Genomic DNA, 16,041 nt, shown 5'->3' with positions numbered 1-16,041 from the left:
TTCACGGCGTGAACCGCCGCGTCACACCGCCAGCAGATCGTCCAGCGATCCCTTGCCCGCCAACTCGGCCGTGGCGGCCGGGCCTTCCTTGGCCGCGGCGTAACGCCCCGAGGTCAGCGCCCATTCGTAGTTGCCGTTGATCCAGTGCTGGATCGCCTCCACGCCCATCCGCACCTGGACCCGCTGTTCGGCCGTGAGACCGAGTTCCTCACACATGCGCGGTACCTGGCCCTCGAGTTCGAGGTACTCGTCGAGGCACTCCGTGGTCATCCGGTACGCCTCCGCGGCGGCCTCCTCCCAGGTGCAGCCGCGCTCCCGGTGCAGTACGGCGATCAGGTTGTGGCCGTCCCCTCGGCGTTTCTCCCGCTCGAAGGAGTGGATGTCGTTCATGAACCCGATGGTGTCGGCGGCCAGATCCCGCATCCGGACCATGAGGGGATGCGCCTGCACCTGTGCCGGTACCTCGAAGCCCCGACTGCGTTCACCCGCGTCGATGCTGTGGTGGATGCCCACCGTGCGGCGCCGGAACTCGGCGTACTCCTCGATGCCGAGCGTGCCCGCCAGGCCCCGGGCCGCCAGGTCGACCTCCTCGGTGTGCGCCACCAGGAACCTCCCCCAGGAGGCCGCGAACCGCGTGCGCCAGGTCAGTGACATGCCGTCCGAGAGGTGGGCCCAGACCTCCGCCCAGGCGACGGTGATCGGGCACTCCACCCGCGGCGGGGTCCCGGCGGGCCGCAGCGGAGTGGTTATCAACTCCCGCGCGACCTCGGCTATCCGGTCCGCGCGGTCGGGTTTGCCGGTGTCGAACTGGTCGTCGAAGAGGAAGGCCAGGGAGAACCAGTTCATCAGGACGACCATGTCGTCGGCCGAGGCGTGGGGGTAGGTGCGCGCGGCCGCTTGGGGGAGGTCCCAGGACTGATACTCCTCGAAACCGGCCTGGCTGCGCACCAGGCCCATGTCCCACACCCACCGCAGGTGGCGCTCCCGGGCGTATTCAAGATGCTCACTGACGGGGGTCTTGAACGGGAGGTCAAACCTGACGTCCTGCGACATTCGCGTCCTCTCTTGAGACATTCACAGGCCCCCGCCCCTGCGTGCGGGCGATCGGAGTTGTCGGCCCGCTGACTCGAACTGCCTTCGATGAGCCGAAAGTTGACGACTCAAGTCCGCTTCGAGACTGCCCAGAGCCTAAACGATCTATGGTGTGACCTCCGCAACGCGTGATGCAGGTGTGGTTGCGATCAACTCGCCCCCTCACAGGTGGAGTCGGTGGAGTCGGGTGTCACGCGTCGGGTGCCGCGTACACGCGCTCGCCTCCCACGTAGGTCAGCGCGACCTTCGTCTCCGCGATCGCCTCCGGCGGCCCGGCGAACGGATCGCGGTCGAGGACGGCCAGATCCGCCAGCGCTCCCACCCGTACGCTCCCGGTCCCGTCGAGGTGGTTCGCGTACGCCGATCCCGCGGTGTACGCCGTCAGCGCGGCCGTGAGACCGATGCGCTCGGCGGGCAGGAACACCGGGCCCTGCTCCTCCGGGGCTACGCGGTTCACGGCGACATGGATGCCCTGGAGCGGGTCGGGGCTGCTGACCGGCCAGTCGCTGCCCGCCGCGAGCCTCGCCCCGGACCGCAGGAGCGCCCCGAACGGGTACTGCCAGGCGGCTCGTTCGGGCCCGAGGAAGGGGATGGTCAGCTCGTCCATCTGCGGCTCGTGCGCGGCCCACAGCGGCTGGATGTTGGCCGTGGCGCCGAGGCGGGCGAAACGGGGTACGTCGTCGGGGTGCACGACCTGGAGATGGGCCAGGTGGGGACGCGTGTCGCTCGACCCGTTCGCCTTCCGCGCCGCCTCCACGGCGTCCAGGGCGTCGCGTACGGCCCGGTCGCCCAGCGCGTGGAAATGGCACTGGAAGCCGAGCGCGTCCAACTCGCTCACATACGCGGGAAGTTGCCCCCGGTCGATGAAGCTGGTGCCCCGATTGGCCGTGGCGCAGCCGCACTTGTCGAGATAGGGGTCGAGCAGCGCGGCCGTGCCGGTCTCGGCGACCCCGTCCAGCATGAGCTTGACGCTGGTGGCGCGGAACCGCCCGTGGCTCAACGCCGCTCGTTTCTCGACGAGTTCGGGAATCTGCTCCGCCCCGCGCTCACGGTCCCACCACAGCGCGCCGACGACCCGCGCGGTCAGCGAACCCTCGCGGGCCGCCGTCAGATAGGCCTCGGACGGATCGTCCATCCCGAGGAAGTCGCCGACCAGCGCGTCCTGCCAGGCCGTGATGCCGAGCGCGTGCAGATGCCGCTGGGCGTACAGCAGGGCGGCCAGCCGGTCCGCCGCGGTGGCCGGGGGCGTGAGCCGGCCGACGTACTGCATGGCCCCCTCCTGAAGCATCCCGGTGGGCTCGCCCGACGCGTCCCGCTCGAAACGGCCGTCGGCCGGATCGGGCGTCTCCCGGGTGACACCGGCGAGTTCCAGCGCGCGGCTGTTCACCCAGGCGCCATGGTGGTCGCGGTTGGGCAGATACACCGGCCGGTCCGGTACGACCGTGTCCAGCAGCTCCTTCGTCGGCGTACCGCCCTCGAAGGCCTCCATGGACCAGCCGCCGCCCGTGATCCACTCCCGCCCGGGATGCGCGTCGGCGTACGCGCGGACGGCGGCGAGGGTGTCCTTGGCCGTCTTCGCCCCGGTCAGGTCGCACTGGGAGAGCTCCAGGCCCGCCGGGACCGGGTGGATGTGCGCGTCCTGGAACCCGGGCAGGAGCAGCCGTCCGGCGAGGTCGACCACTTCGGTCCTCGGGCCGATCAGCTCGTGCGCCTCGGCGTGTCCGACGGCGGTGATCCGGTCGCCGGTGACGGCGACGGAAGTCGTGGCCGGCCCGTCGGGGGTGAGGACGGGGCCACCGGTGAAGAGGAGGTCAGCGTGCATGTTCCGTTTCCTTGGGTGAGCGGGTGCGGTGTGTCCTGGTCAGCGTGAGGTGGTCGCCAGCAGTTGGGGCGCGTCGGCGTCGGTGCCCCGGCCGGTGCGGAAGTACGGGGACTTGCGCACCCACTTCGCCCACGCGGCGGCCACGAAACCGGAGGCGATCATCACCGTGGGGGCGAGCAGCAGGAACCAGCCGTTGTCCGCGCTGACTTCGAGGTGGTCGGTGGAGGTGTAGAAGGAGTGGGCGAGGTAGCCGCCGAGCCCGAGCAGCGCCGCGGCACTGAGAGAGGGCAGCACCACCGCCCGGATCCCTTGCCGCCAGTCCTCGCGCAGCAGCCCGCGGAAGCGCACGGCGGCCGCGAGAGCGGTGAGCGCGTACGAGAGGGCGACGACGATCCCGACCGCGTTGACCGTCGCCATGATCATGTCGGCGAGCCGGGGTATCACCAGCGCGAGCGCGGCCACGCCCGTCGCCAGCGCACCGATCAGCAGTGTCCCGGCCGCCGGAGTCCCGTACCGGGAGCTCACCTTGGACCACACGGGCCCGAGCGTACGGTCCCGGCTCATCGCGAACATCCCGCGGGCCGTGGGGATCACCCCGGCCTGGAGCGAGGCGACGGCTGAGAACATCAGGGCCACCAGCGGCAGCGCGGCCAGCGGCTGCGAGGCGAGCCGCTCGCCGAAGAACGCCAGCCCCTCGGCGCCGTGCCCCGCCAACTCCTCTTCCGACAGCACGCGTTGGAAGGCGAGCGAGCCGAGCATGAACAGCCCCAGCATGGTCACCAGCGTGATGATCCCGGCGCGTGACGCGTCCCGGGGATCGCGCACCTCCTCGTTCACCGTGAACGCCGCCTCGAAGCCCCAGTAACAGAACACCGACAGCAGCAGTCCCTGCGCCAGGGCCGTCGCCGAGGGGATCGCGAACGGGTCGAACCAGCTCAGGCTGAAGGGGTGCGGTCCGGTGACGATGCCGTATCCGCAGAAGCCGAGGAGGACGACGTACTCGAAGACGAGCAGCCCGCTCTGCAGCCGCGTGGCGGTCCTGATCCCGGTGACCGCGGTGAACGTGACCGCGACGAGGACCCCGATGCCCACCGCGGTGGTCTGGGCCGTGGAGCCCGGGTCGAGCGCGAGCCCCGCCACCTCATGCACGCCTGCCTGCCCGGCCAGTTGGAGCATCGCCGAGCCGGTCACGGCCGTGGTGTACGCGAGGAACGCCACCGTGGCCACGATGCTCACCCAGCCGACCAGGAAACCGAGCCAGGGATTGAGCGAACGGCCCACCCACACATAGCCGTTGCCCGCGTTCGGCTCGACGCGGTTCAGCCGGGTGTAGGCGCCCGCGATCCCGAGGATGGGCAGGAACGCCAGCAGCATGATGGCGGGCAGATGCAGCCCGACGACCCCGGCGGTCACCCCGAGACCGATGCCGATGCTCGTGGTCGCCGCCGTGCTGGACGCGGCGATGGCGACGCCGTCCACGACGCCGAGGGACTTGCGCAGGGTCGGGGGGTCCACACCGTACGGCTTCTCCGTCATGACCTGCTCCGATCGCACCAGGAGGCGGGCCCGATACCGGCCCGGTGACCGGAAATGAAACTGCCCGGGGCCTTAACAGGTCAACGCCGTTGACATAAGGTGCCCCGCAAGCACCCAGGGAGAGACCATGAACGACCGAGTCGTCCCGCCCGCCGCCCGAAGGCGCCGGCGCCCCACCAAGACGGGTGTCGTGCTCTCCGAGGAGCTGATCGTCGAGACGGCGCTGAGGCTGCTCAAGGAGCATGGCGCCGACGCCCTCACGGTCCGCCGGCTCGGCCTCGCCCTGGGCGCCGACCCCAGTGCCCTGTACCGGTACTTCCACGACACCGACGACCTGCTCCTCGCCATCGCCGACGAGCTCATCGGCCGTACGCTGCGCACCTGGCACCCCACCGGCGACTGGCGCGCCGACCTCCGCGACCTCGGCATGCGGGTGCACTCGGGGTCCCTGGCGCATCCCCAGGCCGCCGTGCTGAGCTCCTACCGCGTCACGGGCCGGATCCACGAGATCCAGGCCGTCGAGACGATCATCGGCGTCCTGCGCGGCGCGGGCTTCCCCGACCCCGAGGCCGTCCGGATCTACCACGCCTTCGTCGACCAGGCCCTGGCCTTCGCGGCCCTCGACGCGGCGAGCGTGGCCCTCCCGCGGGCCGCGCGCGAGGCGGAGGCCGGCGTGTGGCGGGCGACGTACGCACGGCTGCCCGCCGACACACACCCGCACATCGCCGCCACGGCCCGCCATCTGGTCGCCGACATGCGGCGCAGCGCCTACCCGGTGGCGCTCGACATGCTGCTGACCGCGGCGGCGGCCCGACTGGGAGAGATCACCGCGGCGGGGGATGCCCGCCCGTCACAATGAGGGCCGCTCAGCCGTCAATCATGTACGACGTCCACCAGGAGGCTGCTCGATGACGAACCCGCCCGCCCGCACCCCGAAGCAACGCAAGCAGGACACGCTCAACCGGCTGGAGCACGACGAGGACACCTGGGTGGCCACGGCCGACGGCGACGGGGGAACGCCGTACTTGGTCCCCCTGTCCTTCCTCTGGGACGGCGAGACCTTGCTGCTGGCCACGCCCGCTGAAAGTCCGACGGGACGCAACCTGCGGGCGACCGGCAAGGTGCGTCTGGGCATCGGCCCGACCCGCGACGTGGTCATGATCGAGGGCACGGTGCGGTCGCTGGAACCCGTCGAGCTGGCGGACGGGGTCGGCGACGCCTTCGCCTTCAAGACCGGTTTCGACCCGCGCCAACTCACCACTGCCTACCTCTACTTCAGCGTCACGCCGCAGCGCGTACAGGCCTGGCGCGAGGCCAACGAGATCGCCGGACGCGATCTCATGCGGGACGGCGAATGGCTCGTGGCCGACTGAATTCGCCGGACGGGGTACCCGGGGAGGCGTGGCAGCAGGTGGCCGAGGAGCCGTCGGCGCCCGGGAATCCGTACGGAGGAAGCATGACACTGGTCACGGCAGGCGTTGTGGTGCTGGACTGCGCCGAGCCCGAGAAGCTCGCCGCCTTCTACAAAGAGCTGCTGGAAGCCGAGGAGACCGACACGAACGCGAACCGTGTGGAGATCAGGGGCACCGACGGCATCCGGATGGCGTTCCGCCGGGATGTGTCGGCGACGCCGCCGAGCTGGCCGCGTCCCGAGAACTCCTTCCAGGTGCACCTGGACTTCCACGTGGAGGACCTCGACGAGGCGGAGCGCAGGATCATCGGCCTCGGCGGGCGCGCCCTCGAAACGAAGGACCCGTCCGGGCCTTTCGAGGAACGGGGTTACTCGGACCCGGCCGGCCACTCCTTCACGTTGCGCTACGCGGCGGCGACCGCGCCGAAGCAGGACTGACAGCAGGGAAGGGGCAGGGGCGCCCCCGCGGCGCGGGGGCCCTGGCAGGGGAAACCCCGCCGCGACGGGGGGACGCGGCGGGGCCTGAGCGTCGGGTGCCCGGTGGACGCGGGGTCATGCGTACTGAATCCCGCGAATTATCGCCCGACCCCTACGGTCAGTCGGTCGGCTCCAGCACGAAGACCGGGATCTCCCGCTCGGTCTTCTTCTGGTAGTCGGCGTACGGGGGATACGCCGCGACCGCGCGCTCCCACCACAGGGCCTTCTCCTCGCCGGTGACCTCACGGGCCGTGAACTCCCGGCGCGCGGCGCCGTCCTGCAGCTCCAGGCGGGGATCGGACTTGACGTTGTGGTACCAGACCGGGTGCTTGGGGGCACCGCCCAGTGAGGCGACCGCCGCGTAGCGTCCCTCGTGCTCGACGCGCATCAGCGGGGTCTTGCGGATCTTGCCGCTCTTGGCGCCGAGGGTGGTGAGAATGATGACGGGCAGCCCCGTTTCCATCAGTGTCGTCCCCTTGGTGCCACCGGAACTCTCGTACAGCTCCACCTGGTCGCGTACCCATTTCGTCGGGCTGGGTTCGTACTCGCCCTCAAGAGGCATGACTTCCGTCCCATCGTCGCGTCGTGCGGGTTCTGTCTCAGCACAGTTCAACAACCGCACCGGCGCAAGTCATCCCCACCGCTGGATGGCGGGTAATCGCCGCCCGGGGCCGACGCCGGGCCGGTCATCCCCAGGTGGCACCCGCCGGCTCCTTGATCGTCGCGTTGGGCCGGTTGAAGAGGTTCGTCGTCGCGATCCACAGGATGAGCGCGGCGAGCTGCTGCGCGTCGTAGTGGTCGGCGACCTCGTCCCACAGCTCGTCGGACACCGCATCGCCCGAACGGTCGCCGAGCCGGGTCATCTCCTCGGCGAGCGCCGGCGCCGCCCGCTCCGCGTCCGAGTAGTACGGCGCCTCACGCCAGGCGGCCACCGCCCACAGGCGCTCATCGCTCAGGCCCGCCTTCCGGCCGCGCCGCCCACCGGCGCTCCCGGCTGGCACACCCCGCCACCTGGTAAGAAGCTGCGGTCATGAGCAACGACATCTCCATCGACAAGGACGCCTGCATCGGCGCCGGGCAGTGCGCACTCGCCGCCCCGAGCGTTTTCACGCAGGACGACGACGGTTTCAGCGAGCTCCTGCCGGGCCGCGAGGCCGGCGCGGGCGACCCGATGCTGCGAGAGGCGGCCCGGGCCTGCCCGGTCGGCGCGATCACGGTGTCCGGCGCCTGACCACGAGCCCTAGTTCTCCCGGTGCTGCGCCTCCACCAGCAGCCGCGCCGCCGCACTCGCCTGCCCGGCCGGATCCGCGCTCCCCGTGATGCCCGCGGTGACCATGGCTCCCTCGGCGAGCAGGTACAGCTGGCCGGTGAGTGCGGCGGGGAGTCCCGCGTCGGTCACCAGGCCGCCCAGGTAGCTCTTGAACGCTTGTTTGTGGGCGTGGACTTGGGCGGTGACGCGCGGCGAGGTGGCGCCGAGTTCACCGTAGGAGTTGATCCAGGCGCACCCGCGGAAGCCGGGCTCCGCGAACCACAGCCCCAGCCAGTCGAACACCGCGAGGACGCGCCGCTCGGGCTCCCGCTGCCGGTCGACGTGCTCCGCCAGCCGCTGCCGCCAGCGGATGTCACGCCGCTCCAAGTACGCCTCCACCAGCTGCTCCTTGGCGGGGAACAGTTGGTAGAGGCGCTTGAGGGAGACCCCCGAAGCGCCGCGGATGTCATCCATGCCGACGGTCTGGATGCCGCGGCCGTAGAACAACTCCTCGGCGGCGTCCAGCGCCTGCTCGCGGGCGAGGTTCAGCGCCTGTTCGCGGGAGGGGTCCGGTGCCTGGCCGCGGGCGGCTGTGCTGTCCATGTACGGGCCATTCCTTGACGGGAGAACGATCGTTCTCTACGTTAGCAGCCATCGAGGAGAACGATGGTTCTCCCGCTGTCCGAGGAGACTCCATGGCCGACCGCCCGCCCCTCCCGCCGTTCACCCGTGAGACCGCCGCCCAGAAGGTCCAGGCCGCCGAGGACGCCTGGAACACCCGCGATCCCCACAAGGTCTCGCTCGCCTACTCCGAGGACTCCGTCTGGCGCAACCGCGACACCTTCGTGACGGGCCGCGCCGAGATCGTCGAACTCCTGACGGCCAAGTGGGCGCACGAGCTGGAGTACGCCCTGCGCAAGGACCTCTGGGCCTTCGACGGCAACCGAATCGCCGTCCGGTTCCAGTACGAGTGCCGCGACGCCGAAGGCCAGTGGTGGCGCAGTTACGGCAATGAGCTGTGGGAGTTCGACGAGCACGGCCTGATGACCCGGCGCGAGGCGAGCATCAACGACGTACGGATCGAGGAGAAGGAACGCCGGATCCTAGGCCCGCGCCCCGAGGCCGAACGTGGGGACACCTTCCCGCTTCACTAGGGTTTCCCAGGTGAGCGAACACGCCGGAAAACCCTTCCTCTACGTCGTCGTCTGCGCGGCCGGTATCGCGGTGGGGGTCCCTGAACTGATCACCGCGGCACAGGAGCGGGACTGGGAGGTCGGCGTCATCGCGACCCCGCAGGGCCTCGGCTTCATCGACGCGACGGCCCTCGAAGAACAGACCGGCCGCCCGATCCGGTCCGCCTGGCGGTCTCCCGGCGACCCGCGCCCCTTCCCGGCCCCCGACGCGGTGGCCGTGGCACCCGCCACCTTCAACACCGTCAACAAGTGGGCTGCCGGAATCTCCGACACCCTCGCACTCGGAACTCTCTGCGAAGCGTTACGGACTTGGTGTCCCGATCGCCGTACTGCCCTGTGTGAGCGAGGCGTTGGCGGCCCACCCCGCCTACCGGGCGAGTGTCGACCGGCTGGGCGGGATGGGGGTCCGGTTCGGGGAGCCGTACTCCGGAGAGCCTCAACAGGACGGCGGGCGCCCGGAGTTCCGCTGGGAGCGGGTCCTTGACCTGCTTACTCCTGGCAGGTGACGGTGGGGCCGACGAGCATGCCCCCGGTGAACACGGCCTGGCCCTGCGGCATCCAGTAACCCGCTTTGGAGACGACGGTGGAGCAGGTGTCCTTCACCGACACACGGACGACGACGGTGGAGGGCCTGCCCGGCTGGAGATCGGTGAGCGCGCAGTCCAGCGCGTGGCCGCTTCTCGTCGTCGACGGGTAGCTGCCGGTCAGCGGATTCACGCAACGGGCGTCGGACGTGGTCAGCTCCACGCCGGACGACTCCTCGGCGATGATTCCGAGTCGTGCGCTGCCGTCCCCGCGGTCGCTGTCGCGCGCGACCGTGTACGTCAGGGTGGCCACGGTGTTCGGGCGCAGCACGCTCCGGTCGACCTCGATGCGGTGCGTGGGCGGCGCCTTCGGCTCGGTCAGGATCAGCGTGGCGTGGACCTCTCCGCGCAGATCGACACCGGCGGGCGACGAGGTCACGTGCACGCTGCCGCTGACCTCGTAGGTGCCGGGGCCGGGGTACTCCTTGCCGCTGGGGAGCGGGCCCGTCCCCACGGTCTGCCCGTCCCGCCGTACGGTCCAGGTGCCCGAGGTGAGGCAGGCGTACCGCACGGACCCGCGCCGCCCGCAATGGGCCGGAGCCGACACGGACATGTTCGGACCGCCGGTGCCCACGCACAGACTGACCGACGCGCGCTGCCCGCCCTCGCCCTTGAGGGTCCCCGCGTGCGCGCAGAGCGTTGCCGGAGTGGGCGCCGGGACAGGTGCCGGGGCGGTCGCCGAGGGAGCCTCGGACCTGAGCACGGCTTCCGCGGGCGGCGGCCCCCAGGCGGCCCACCCGAAGGCGGCGGCCAGCACCGCCACCACGCCGAGTGTCCTGGACGTCCTACGAGGCGTGGAGCGTGTGAGCACCGGTTCCTCCTGCACGGCCGCGACCGGCCCGGTGCCGGTCATGCGCAGTTGACGATGCGCGACCGGCCGACCGCCGTGAGGCTCCCACGCCGGACCGTCACCTGAGGGCAGGAACCTCACGGGTGTCCGGGGCTTCGGTCCCTGTCCTACGGCCTGCGGAAGATCGTGATGGAGTGACCGACCTCGTCGACCGGTGTGCTGCCCTCGAGCAGCGCGGCCAGCCGTCCCTCGGCCGTGGCGATTGAGGAGTCCGACACGACGAGCAGACCGTGCACGTCGTCCGGCGGCACCTCGCGCGGGTCGGCCGCCTCGATGCCGTAGTACGAGGGCACCCCCGCGCCCTTGTAGACGAGCCAGACCTGCTCGTGCGGGTAACGCTCGTCCAGACGGTCGGCCAGCCGGCCCAGGTCCTGGCCCCAGTCCACGTTCGAGTCGTGCAGCCGCAGATGGGTCTTCGACGGTCCGCCGAACGCCTCGTTCGAGTAGGGCAGGTAGTACGGGTACGTGCGCAGCGAGCTGACGGCCACGAACAGGACCAGGGCCGCCGTGACGACGTAGGCCCAGCGCTGCCGGACCGCGACGACCGCTGCCACCGCCACCGCGAGGAACATCGGAACGAAGAGGGCGTAGCGGACGCCGAGGTCGCGGGAGCCGCCCATCGCCACGGCCAGCAGCAGCGCCGGCGGGATCAGCACGTACGGGGCCGCGGGCCGCAGCCGGCGAACGGCGAACATCGCCACCGCACCGGCCGACCAGAGCACCAGCATGCCGAGCGGAGTCTTCACCAGCAGCGCGGTCGGCAAGTAGTACCAGAGCGCACCGTGATAGTGACGGCCGAACAGGAAGCCGCCCCACTCCTGGTACTCGTAGTTGAACTGGATGCGCATGCCGTCCCGGAACGGCTGCGGGAAGGGCAGCCAGTCGACGAGGAGCCCACGCGTTCCACGGATGACCGGCAGGTCCCCGGGAGCCGTCCAGCGCAGCTGCGGATCGACGACGAGGTACGTGGCCCACACCACGGCCAGGGCCACAAGGGCCACACCGGACGCCGCAGCCACGCCTCGACGCACCTTCGCGGCCGTGCCGAGGTCAGGCACCCGCCAGACGGACACGACAGCCAGGAGCAGCAGCAACGGAACGGCGGCCAGCACGCTCATCTTCGTGGCGATCGCCGCGCCGAGCGCCGCCCCGGCGAGCGGGAGATACAGCAGTGGACGCCGACGCGCCCGCCACAGCAGCCACACCGACGTCAGGAGAAATCCGCAGGCCGGCACGTCGAGGGTGGCGAGCGAACCGTGCGTGATGATGTCGGGCGAGAGGGCGTACAGGGCGAGTGCCACCAACCCGCCCGCACGGCCCACGAGTTCACGGGCGAACGACAGGACGACCAGACCGAACAGCAGCGTCAGCGCGATCACCGGCAGTCGTGCCCACAGCATCAGCCGCCAGGGGTCGTTGCCCGACTCGTACAGCAGACGCTTTCCCAGGGCCGTCTGATCACCCTTGAAGTCGGCGTCCAGGTGCGGGTGGGCGAACACCAGCCCGCTACCGATGATCAGTTTGCCCAGCGGCGGATGTTCCGGGTTGTAACGCAGGCTGTGCTGCTGGACGTAGACCACCGCCGTGCCCACGTACACGGGTTCGTCGATGGTCGGCGTCTGCCGCACGGCCGTCGTGACCATCGCGAACGCCATCTGGGCCAGCAGTGCGACCGCAGCGAGCACGAACAGCCACCGCCGGGGCACGTGGAAACGTCTCGGCGGCCTCCCGCTGTTCTCCGACAGGTGTTCCTCCTGCCTGCCCATGGGGAATGTCAGCATGCCTGTTGGTACGTCCGCTCCGTACGCGCCCACTCATCGAGGGCGGCTTTCTTTGCGCGCCAGTCGGCCCGCCGACCGGTCGTGGTCATCCAGCAGGAGCCACGACCGGGATGCCGAGTATGCACCGTCACATGACCTTCCGGGTCGCGCATGGCGTGCCGTTGGAGCGGAGCGAGGCGGTACCGGGCGTCAGCGGGTCTTGCGGACGTACTCCTCGTCTCCGGGCGTCGACACCATCACATCCCGGCGCACGATGCTCAGCCGGTCACCGAACCCCGAACGGGCCTTGCGCAGACCGCTGTCGGTGTACTCGATCACGACCACCCGGTCGTCGAAGGCCTTCGCGTACGCCCCGCACTCGTCGTACTCGCCACACTCTTCCGCCACCGCGAAGTCGAGCCCGGTCTTGGCCCTGAGTCCCGCCAACTCCACAGTGTTCTTCTGTGCGATGGCGAGATCGCGCGTATGCGCGTGGGCCGAGAGCAGGGTGATGAACGCGGTGGCGTCGTCAGCGGTCAGCAGGTCTTGGGAGCGGGTGTAGCTGTCGTAGTTGTCCGGCTCGACCGCGTCGAAGCCCTTGTCGGCGCAGCCGTCGATCCACTGGTCGACCCGCGCGGCAACGCGCTTGCGCTTGGCCGGTGTGCGGATGTCGAGCAGCACCTCGTCCCAGTCGCCGTCGACGACGAGCTCGCCCTGCGCGTCGCGCAGCAGCAGGTCGGCGGGCCACTGCTTCTCCTCGCCCGGCTGGACCTGGAAAGCGTTGACGTAGCAGATGTTGTAGAGGCCGGGCGCCGGGGACTCGGAGCGGTCGCGGCTGACGATCTGTACACCGGACGGCGGGGGATAGGCGCCGCCGATCTGGTAGTCGAACCCCGCGTGCAGCGGCGGGAGTTCGATGGCTGTCGAGGTGGCCGACCCGGTCGAGGAGACGGTCGGGGTCGGGGTGGGAGTTGTCGGCCTCGGGGTCGAAGTCGTCCCCGACGGTCGCGGCGCGGCATCCGCGCCCTCGCCTTCGTCGGAACCGCAGCCCACGAGCATCGACAGGGCAGCCAGGACAGCGACCGTCCCCAGACCACCGACGCGGGCAACACGCTTGACGGACATGTCCGCTCCAGCAATCGCGAGTACGGCCCCGCCTCGGACGCTCCCGCGATCCTGGCGACTTGGGCCGGACTTGAACCATGTCCGCTACCGGCTGGGCGTACCTCTGCGTGCCGGGTCTCAGCACGGCACGAAAAGATCCAAGCGTGCGGGCACCGCCCACGTCAAGGTGGACCGCTGTCGAGCGGGGACGCCGGTCGCGTCAGTGGGGAGCCGGCGCGGCGAACTCCGTACCGCAGGGTCCCGCGCCCTCGCTCTCGGGCAGGGCGACGGGTGCCCCGCTCATCGTCAGCGTCCGGTAGAAACCGCCGATCCGCTCGGTGGAGCGGCCGACATAGTGGCCGATGAACGAACGGCGGAAGCGGACGGTGCTGCGGTTGGGCCCGGAGCCGTGCACCAGGCTGCCGTTGAAGAACAGCACGTCACCCGGCGCCATGTCGACGGGGACGGAGGCAAGACCGGGCGGCGGGGGCACATAGTCGCGTACGAAGGACAGTTCCGCGTCCGCCTCCTCCGGGCAGAACAGGTCCATGCGGTGCGTGCCCGGTACGACCTCCAGGCCGCCGTTCTCGCGGTCGATCACATCGCAGGCGATCCAGGCGGCCACACAGGTGCCGGGCTCGACCCGCAGATAGAAGTTGTCCTGGTGCAGCGCCTGACCGCGGGCACCGGGCGGCTTGAAGTAGAACATGCTCTGCGCGGCGAGGACTTCCTCGCCCAGCAGCGTTTCCATGATGTCCCGCAGGCGCGGGTCGAGCAGGCGGCGCAGGGAGAGCGCGTTGATGCGGTGCGGGTGCAGGACCCGGGGATAGGCGTGCAGCGGATCGGCCGTACCGTCGGCCTCGGTGGCACGGGGTTCGAAGTGTCCCGGCACCGGGCGCGCGGCGTGCAGCGCCGTGAACTCCGCGCACAGCGCCTCGATTTCGGCGCCGGTGAACAACCCGGGCACCACCGCGAAGCCGTCGCTCTCGAACCGGTCGTGCAGCGCGCTCATGTCCGTGACTGTCATCCGGCCGTCCCTTCTCACCTGTGTCAAAGATGCCCTACGCCGGGTCGCCCTGCCTTGCGACGAGGTCTGCCGGAAGCCTTAGGGCGCGACGCCAGGCAGGGTCGTGACGTCCGGTGCCGTTTCCGGCCAGACCAGCAGCACAGGGCAGGGGACGTGGTCGACGACGAAACGGCCCGCCGGTCCCAGGCTGTGCGGGCCGAGGCGGGAGCGGTCGCCGTCCCGGGCCAGCACGAGCAGGTCGGCGCCCTCGGCGGCGGCGACCACCTCCCGCTCGGCGCGCCCGGTGCGCTCGAGCCGCGTGCAGGGGCGGGCCAGCCGCTCGGCCGCCGCGTCGAGGAGCCGCTGCGCCGAGGAGGTGCCGAGGTCCTCGAGGCGGTCGCCGGGGTCGTGCTCGGAGTGGGCGCGGCCGAGCAGTCCGGCGAAGGCGCCGTGTGCAAGGCCGGGGACGCCGGGCTCGTCGACGTACAGCAGGACCACATCCGTCGCGTGGGGCGCGTGACGGTGTACGGCGTCCACGCACGCGGGCCAGGTTCCCTCGACGAGCCAGACGATCACCCGCATGTGTTTCAGCCTCCGATGACTTGGAGTGAGAGCCACAGGGCCAGTACGGCCGGGATCAGTGCGGCCGGCACGGCGATCAGGCCCAGCCGGGTGAACTCCTTGAGGTCGACACCGTGTTCGTGTTGGTGCACGATACGCCGCCACAGCAGGGTCGCCAGGGAGCCCGCGTAGGTCAGATTGGGGCCGATGTTGACCCCGAGCAGGACGGCAAGGACCGCGCCGGAGCCGGATCCGGCGGCCAGCGGAATCAGTACGAGGACCGCGGGCAGGTTGTTGATCAGGTTGGCCAGCACGGCAGCGAGCGCCGCGATGCCGAGCAGCGCGAGCAGGCCGCTGCCGTCCGGGAGCAGCCGCCCGAGGGCGTCGGCGAGACCGTTGTCGACCACCGCCCGTACGACGATGCCCAGCGCGAGCACGAACGCCAGGAAGGCCGGCGCGCCGGCGCGCACCACGGTGAGCGGGGTGGCCCTCCTGCGGACGAGGGCGCGGGTGGCGAGTACGAGCGCCCCGGCCGCGGCCGACCACGCCGGATCGATGCCGAACGCGGAGGCGACGACGAACCCCGCAAGCGTGCAGCCCACGGTGACCAGCGCGAAGAGCGGCATGGCGGGCGGCTCGTCGACGTCCGGCGTCGGCAGGGCCGCCGCGCCCAGGTCGCGGGCGAAGAAGCGCCGGAAGACCACGTACTCGGCGCCGATCGCGACCAGCCAGGGGAGGACCATCAGCGCGGCGAAGCGGGTGAAGCTCAGACCGCTGGCGCTGAACGCGAGCAGATTGGTGAGGTTGGAGACCGGCAGGAGCAGCGAGGCGGTGTTGGAGAGGTGGGTGCAGGCGTACACGTGGGGCTTGGGGCGGGCGCCCATCCGCGCCGCGGTGGCGAACACGACGGGCGTGAGCAGCACGATGGTGGCGTCCAGGCTGAGCACCGCGGTGATCGCCGAGGCGAGCCCGAAGACCGCGGTCAGCAGACGGCCGGGGCGGTCCGCCGCCCAGCGCGCCATCCACGCTCCACAGGCCCGGAAGAGCCCTTCGTCGTCGCAGAACCGGGCCAGCACCAGCACTGCCGCCAGGAAGCCGATCACCGGTCCCAGATGCGCGGCCTCCGCGACCACGTGGTCCCAGGAGATCGCGCCGGTGACGATGACCAGGGCGGCCGCGGGAACCGCCACGACCGCCTCGGGCCAGTCGAAGGGGCGGATCACGGCGCAGCCGAGCACCACGACGAGCAGGGCGACGGAGAGGGTTTCGGCGAGCGGGGCGTTCAGGGTTCGGTCCTCCGGGACACGGTCGTGGTGCCCGTTCATCAAATCAGGCCCGTGGACGACCGTACGACCGGGGACTTCCTCCGAGGCAGGAGGCCGTCAGCGGACAATCC

The 16,041-nt window shown here is 70.7% G+C and carries 16 protein-coding genes and 2 pseudogenes; 6 read left to right on the top strand and 12 right to left on the bottom strand.

Annotated elements, in window-relative coordinates:
- Nucleotides 1–21: 21 nt before the first annotated feature.
- The 3 genes from OG266_RS03790 to OG266_RS03780 all read right to left on the bottom strand — a co-directional run bounded on the left by OG266_RS03790 (nt 22) and on the right by OG266_RS03780 (nt 4,450).
- Nucleotides 22–1,053, bottom strand: coding sequence for a 7-epi-alpha-eudesmol synthase (locus tag OG266_RS03790; RefSeq protein ID WP_266471895.1), 1,032 nt, complete (start codon nt 1,051–1,053; stop codon nt 22–24).
- A gap of 229 nt (nt 1,054–1,282) precedes the next feature.
- Nucleotides 1,283–2,914, bottom strand: coding sequence for an amidohydrolase (locus OG266_RS03785; RefSeq protein WP_371542682.1), 1,632 nt, complete (start codon nt 2,912–2,914; stop codon nt 1,283–1,285).
- Between the two features lie 39 nt (nt 2,915–2,953).
- On the bottom strand, nt 2,954–4,450 hold the full coding sequence (locus OG266_RS03780) for an APC family permease (protein ID WP_371542680.1): 1,497 nt from the start codon (nt 4,448–4,450) through the stop codon (nt 2,954–2,956).
- A gap of 127 nt (nt 4,451–4,577) precedes the next feature.
- On the opposite strand from OG266_RS03780, the gene OG266_RS03775 reads away from it, so the two are divergent.
- The 3 genes from OG266_RS03775 to OG266_RS03765 all read left to right on the top strand — a co-directional run bounded on the left by OG266_RS03775 (nt 4,578) and on the right by OG266_RS03765 (nt 6,299).
- Nucleotides 4,578–5,309, top strand: coding sequence for a TetR/AcrR family transcriptional regulator (locus tag OG266_RS03775; RefSeq protein WP_371542677.1), 732 nt, complete (start codon nt 4,578–4,580; stop codon nt 5,307–5,309).
- A gap of 49 nt (nt 5,310–5,358) precedes the next feature.
- On the top strand, nt 5,359–5,823 hold the full coding sequence (locus OG266_RS03770) for a pyridoxamine 5'-phosphate oxidase family protein (protein ID WP_371542674.1): 465 nt from the start codon (nt 5,359–5,361) through the stop codon (nt 5,821–5,823).
- An 83-nt stretch (nt 5,824–5,906) separates the two neighbouring features.
- On the top strand, nt 5,907–6,299 hold the full coding sequence (locus OG266_RS03765; RefSeq protein ID WP_266471875.1) for a VOC family protein: 393 nt from the start codon (nt 5,907–5,909) through the stop codon (nt 6,297–6,299).
- 157 nt (nt 6,300–6,456) lie between these two features.
- On the opposite strand, the gene OG266_RS03760 is transcribed toward OG266_RS03765, so the two are convergent.
- Complete coding sequence (locus OG266_RS03760) at nt 6,457–6,900, bottom strand: nitroreductase family deazaflavin-dependent oxidoreductase (RefSeq protein WP_371542672.1); 444 nt, start codon at nt 6,898–6,900, stop codon at nt 6,457–6,459.
- Between the two features lie 124 nt (nt 6,901–7,024).
- Nucleotides 7,025–7,306: pseudogene (locus OG266_RS03755) on the bottom strand (carboxymuconolactone decarboxylase family protein); the annotation flags it as partial.
- A 62-nt stretch (nt 7,307–7,368) separates the two neighbouring features.
- Here OG266_RS03755 and OG266_RS03750 point away from each other — a divergent pair.
- A complete protein-coding gene (locus OG266_RS03750) occupies nt 7,369–7,569 on the top strand; it encodes a ferredoxin (RefSeq protein ID WP_266471869.1) in 201 nt (66 codons plus the stop codon).
- A 9-nt stretch (nt 7,570–7,578) separates the two neighbouring features.
- Here the strand turns inward: OG266_RS03750 and OG266_RS03745 are convergent, their stop codons facing one another.
- Complete coding sequence (locus tag OG266_RS03745; protein WP_371542668.1) at nt 7,579–8,190, bottom strand: TetR/AcrR family transcriptional regulator; 612 nt, start codon at nt 8,188–8,190, stop codon at nt 7,579–7,581.
- 92 nt (nt 8,191–8,282) lie between these two features.
- Here OG266_RS03745 and OG266_RS03740 point away from each other — a divergent pair, with 92 nt between their 5' ends.
- Complete coding sequence (locus OG266_RS03740; protein WP_371542666.1) at nt 8,283–8,741, top strand: nuclear transport factor 2 family protein; 459 nt, start codon at nt 8,283–8,285, stop codon at nt 8,739–8,741.
- 10 nt (nt 8,742–8,751) lie between these two features.
- Nucleotides 8,752–9,286, top strand: a pseudogene (locus OG266_RS03735) (flavoprotein).
- Here the strand turns inward: OG266_RS03735 and OG266_RS03730 are convergent.
- The 6 genes from OG266_RS03730 to OG266_RS03705 all read right to left on the bottom strand — a co-directional run bounded on the left by OG266_RS03730 (nt 9,270) and on the right by OG266_RS03705 (nt 15,970).
- Complete coding sequence (locus OG266_RS03730) at nt 9,270–10,217, bottom strand: hypothetical protein (protein WP_371542664.1); 948 nt, start codon at nt 10,215–10,217, stop codon at nt 9,270–9,272. The pseudogene OG266_RS03735 and the gene OG266_RS03730 sit on opposite strands and share 17 nt — an antisense overlap.
- A 104-nt stretch (nt 10,218–10,321) precedes the next feature.
- Nucleotides 10,322–11,980 (bottom strand): ArnT family glycosyltransferase, encoded by a 1,659-nt coding sequence (locus OG266_RS03725; protein WP_371542662.1) that lies wholly within the window; start codon nt 11,978–11,980, stop codon nt 10,322–10,324.
- Between the two features lie 204 nt (nt 11,981–12,184).
- Nucleotides 12,185–13,099 (bottom strand): endo alpha-1,4 polygalactosaminidase, encoded by a 915-nt coding sequence (locus tag OG266_RS03720; protein WP_371542659.1) that lies wholly within the window; start codon nt 13,097–13,099, stop codon nt 12,185–12,187.
- Between the two features lie 199 nt (nt 13,100–13,298).
- Nucleotides 13,299–14,105, bottom strand: coding sequence for a phytanoyl-CoA dioxygenase family protein (locus tag OG266_RS03715; protein WP_371542656.1), 807 nt, complete (start codon nt 14,103–14,105; stop codon nt 13,299–13,301).
- 78 nt (nt 14,106–14,183) lie between these two features.
- On the bottom strand, nt 14,184–14,666 hold the full coding sequence (locus OG266_RS03710) for a universal stress protein (protein WP_371542653.1): 483 nt from the start codon (nt 14,664–14,666) through the stop codon (nt 14,184–14,186).
- A 5-nt stretch (nt 14,667–14,671) separates the two neighbouring features.
- Nucleotides 14,672–15,970, bottom strand: a complete 1,299-nt coding sequence (locus OG266_RS03705; RefSeq protein WP_371542651.1) for an arsenic transporter — start codon at nt 15,968–15,970, stop codon at nt 14,672–14,674.
- Nucleotides 15,971–16,041 lie beyond the last annotated feature (71 nt).

This window comes from Streptomyces sp. NBC_00554, from assembly GCF_041431135.1.
In the GTDB taxonomy this organism is placed as follows: Bacteria; Actinomycetota; Actinomycetes; order Streptomycetales; family Streptomycetaceae; genus Streptomyces.
Note: the sequence above shows the minus strand (reverse complement) of the source record. Positions and strands in the feature narration are given on the sequence as shown.

Coding starts and splice junctions, on each gene's coding strand:
- OG266_RS03790 (WP_266471895.1), bottom strand. CDS start 1,053: ATGTCGCAGGACGTCAGGTTTGACCTCCCGTTCAAGACCCCCGTCAGT.
- OG266_RS03785 (WP_371542682.1), bottom strand. CDS start 2,914: ATGCACGCTGACCTCCTCTTCACCGGTGGCCCCGTCCTCACCCCCGAC.
- OG266_RS03780 (WP_371542680.1), bottom strand. CDS start 4,450: ATGACGGAGAAGCCGTACGGTGTGGACCCCCCGACCCTGCGCAAGTCC.
- OG266_RS03775 (WP_371542677.1), top strand. CDS start 4,578: ATGAACGACCGAGTCGTCCCGCCCGCCGCCCGAAGGCGCCGGCGCCCC.
- OG266_RS03770 (WP_371542674.1), top strand. CDS start 5,359: ATGACGAACCCGCCCGCCCGCACCCCGAAGCAACGCAAGCAGGACACG.
- OG266_RS03765 (WP_266471875.1), top strand. CDS start 5,907: ATGACACTGGTCACGGCAGGCGTTGTGGTGCTGGACTGCGCCGAGCCC.
- OG266_RS03760 (WP_371542672.1), bottom strand. CDS start 6,900: ATGCCTCTTGAGGGCGAGTACGAACCCAGCCCGACGAAATGGGTACGC.
- OG266_RS03750 (WP_266471869.1), top strand. CDS start 7,369: ATGAGCAACGACATCTCCATCGACAAGGACGCCTGCATCGGCGCCGGG.
- OG266_RS03745 (WP_371542668.1), bottom strand. CDS start 8,190: ATGGACAGCACAGCCGCCCGCGGCCAGGCACCGGACCCCTCCCGCGAA.
- OG266_RS03740 (WP_371542666.1), top strand. CDS start 8,283: ATGGCCGACCGCCCGCCCCTCCCGCCGTTCACCCGTGAGACCGCCGCC.
- OG266_RS03730 (WP_371542664.1), bottom strand. CDS start 10,217: ATGACCGGCACCGGGCCGGTCGCGGCCGTGCAGGAGGAACCGGTGCTC.
- OG266_RS03725 (WP_371542662.1), bottom strand. CDS start 11,980: ATGGGCAGGCAGGAGGAACACCTGTCGGAGAACAGCGGGAGGCCGCCG.
- OG266_RS03720 (WP_371542659.1), bottom strand. CDS start 13,099: ATGTCCGTCAAGCGTGTTGCCCGCGTCGGTGGTCTGGGGACGGTCGCT.
- OG266_RS03715 (WP_371542656.1), bottom strand. CDS start 14,105: ATGACAGTCACGGACATGAGCGCGCTGCACGACCGGTTCGAGAGCGAC.
- OG266_RS03710 (WP_371542653.1), bottom strand. CDS start 14,666: ATGCGGGTGATCGTCTGGCTCGTCGAGGGAACCTGGCCCGCGTGCGTG.
- OG266_RS03705 (WP_371542651.1), bottom strand. CDS start 15,970: ATGAACGGGCACCACGACCGTGTCCCGGAGGACCGAACCCTGAACGCC.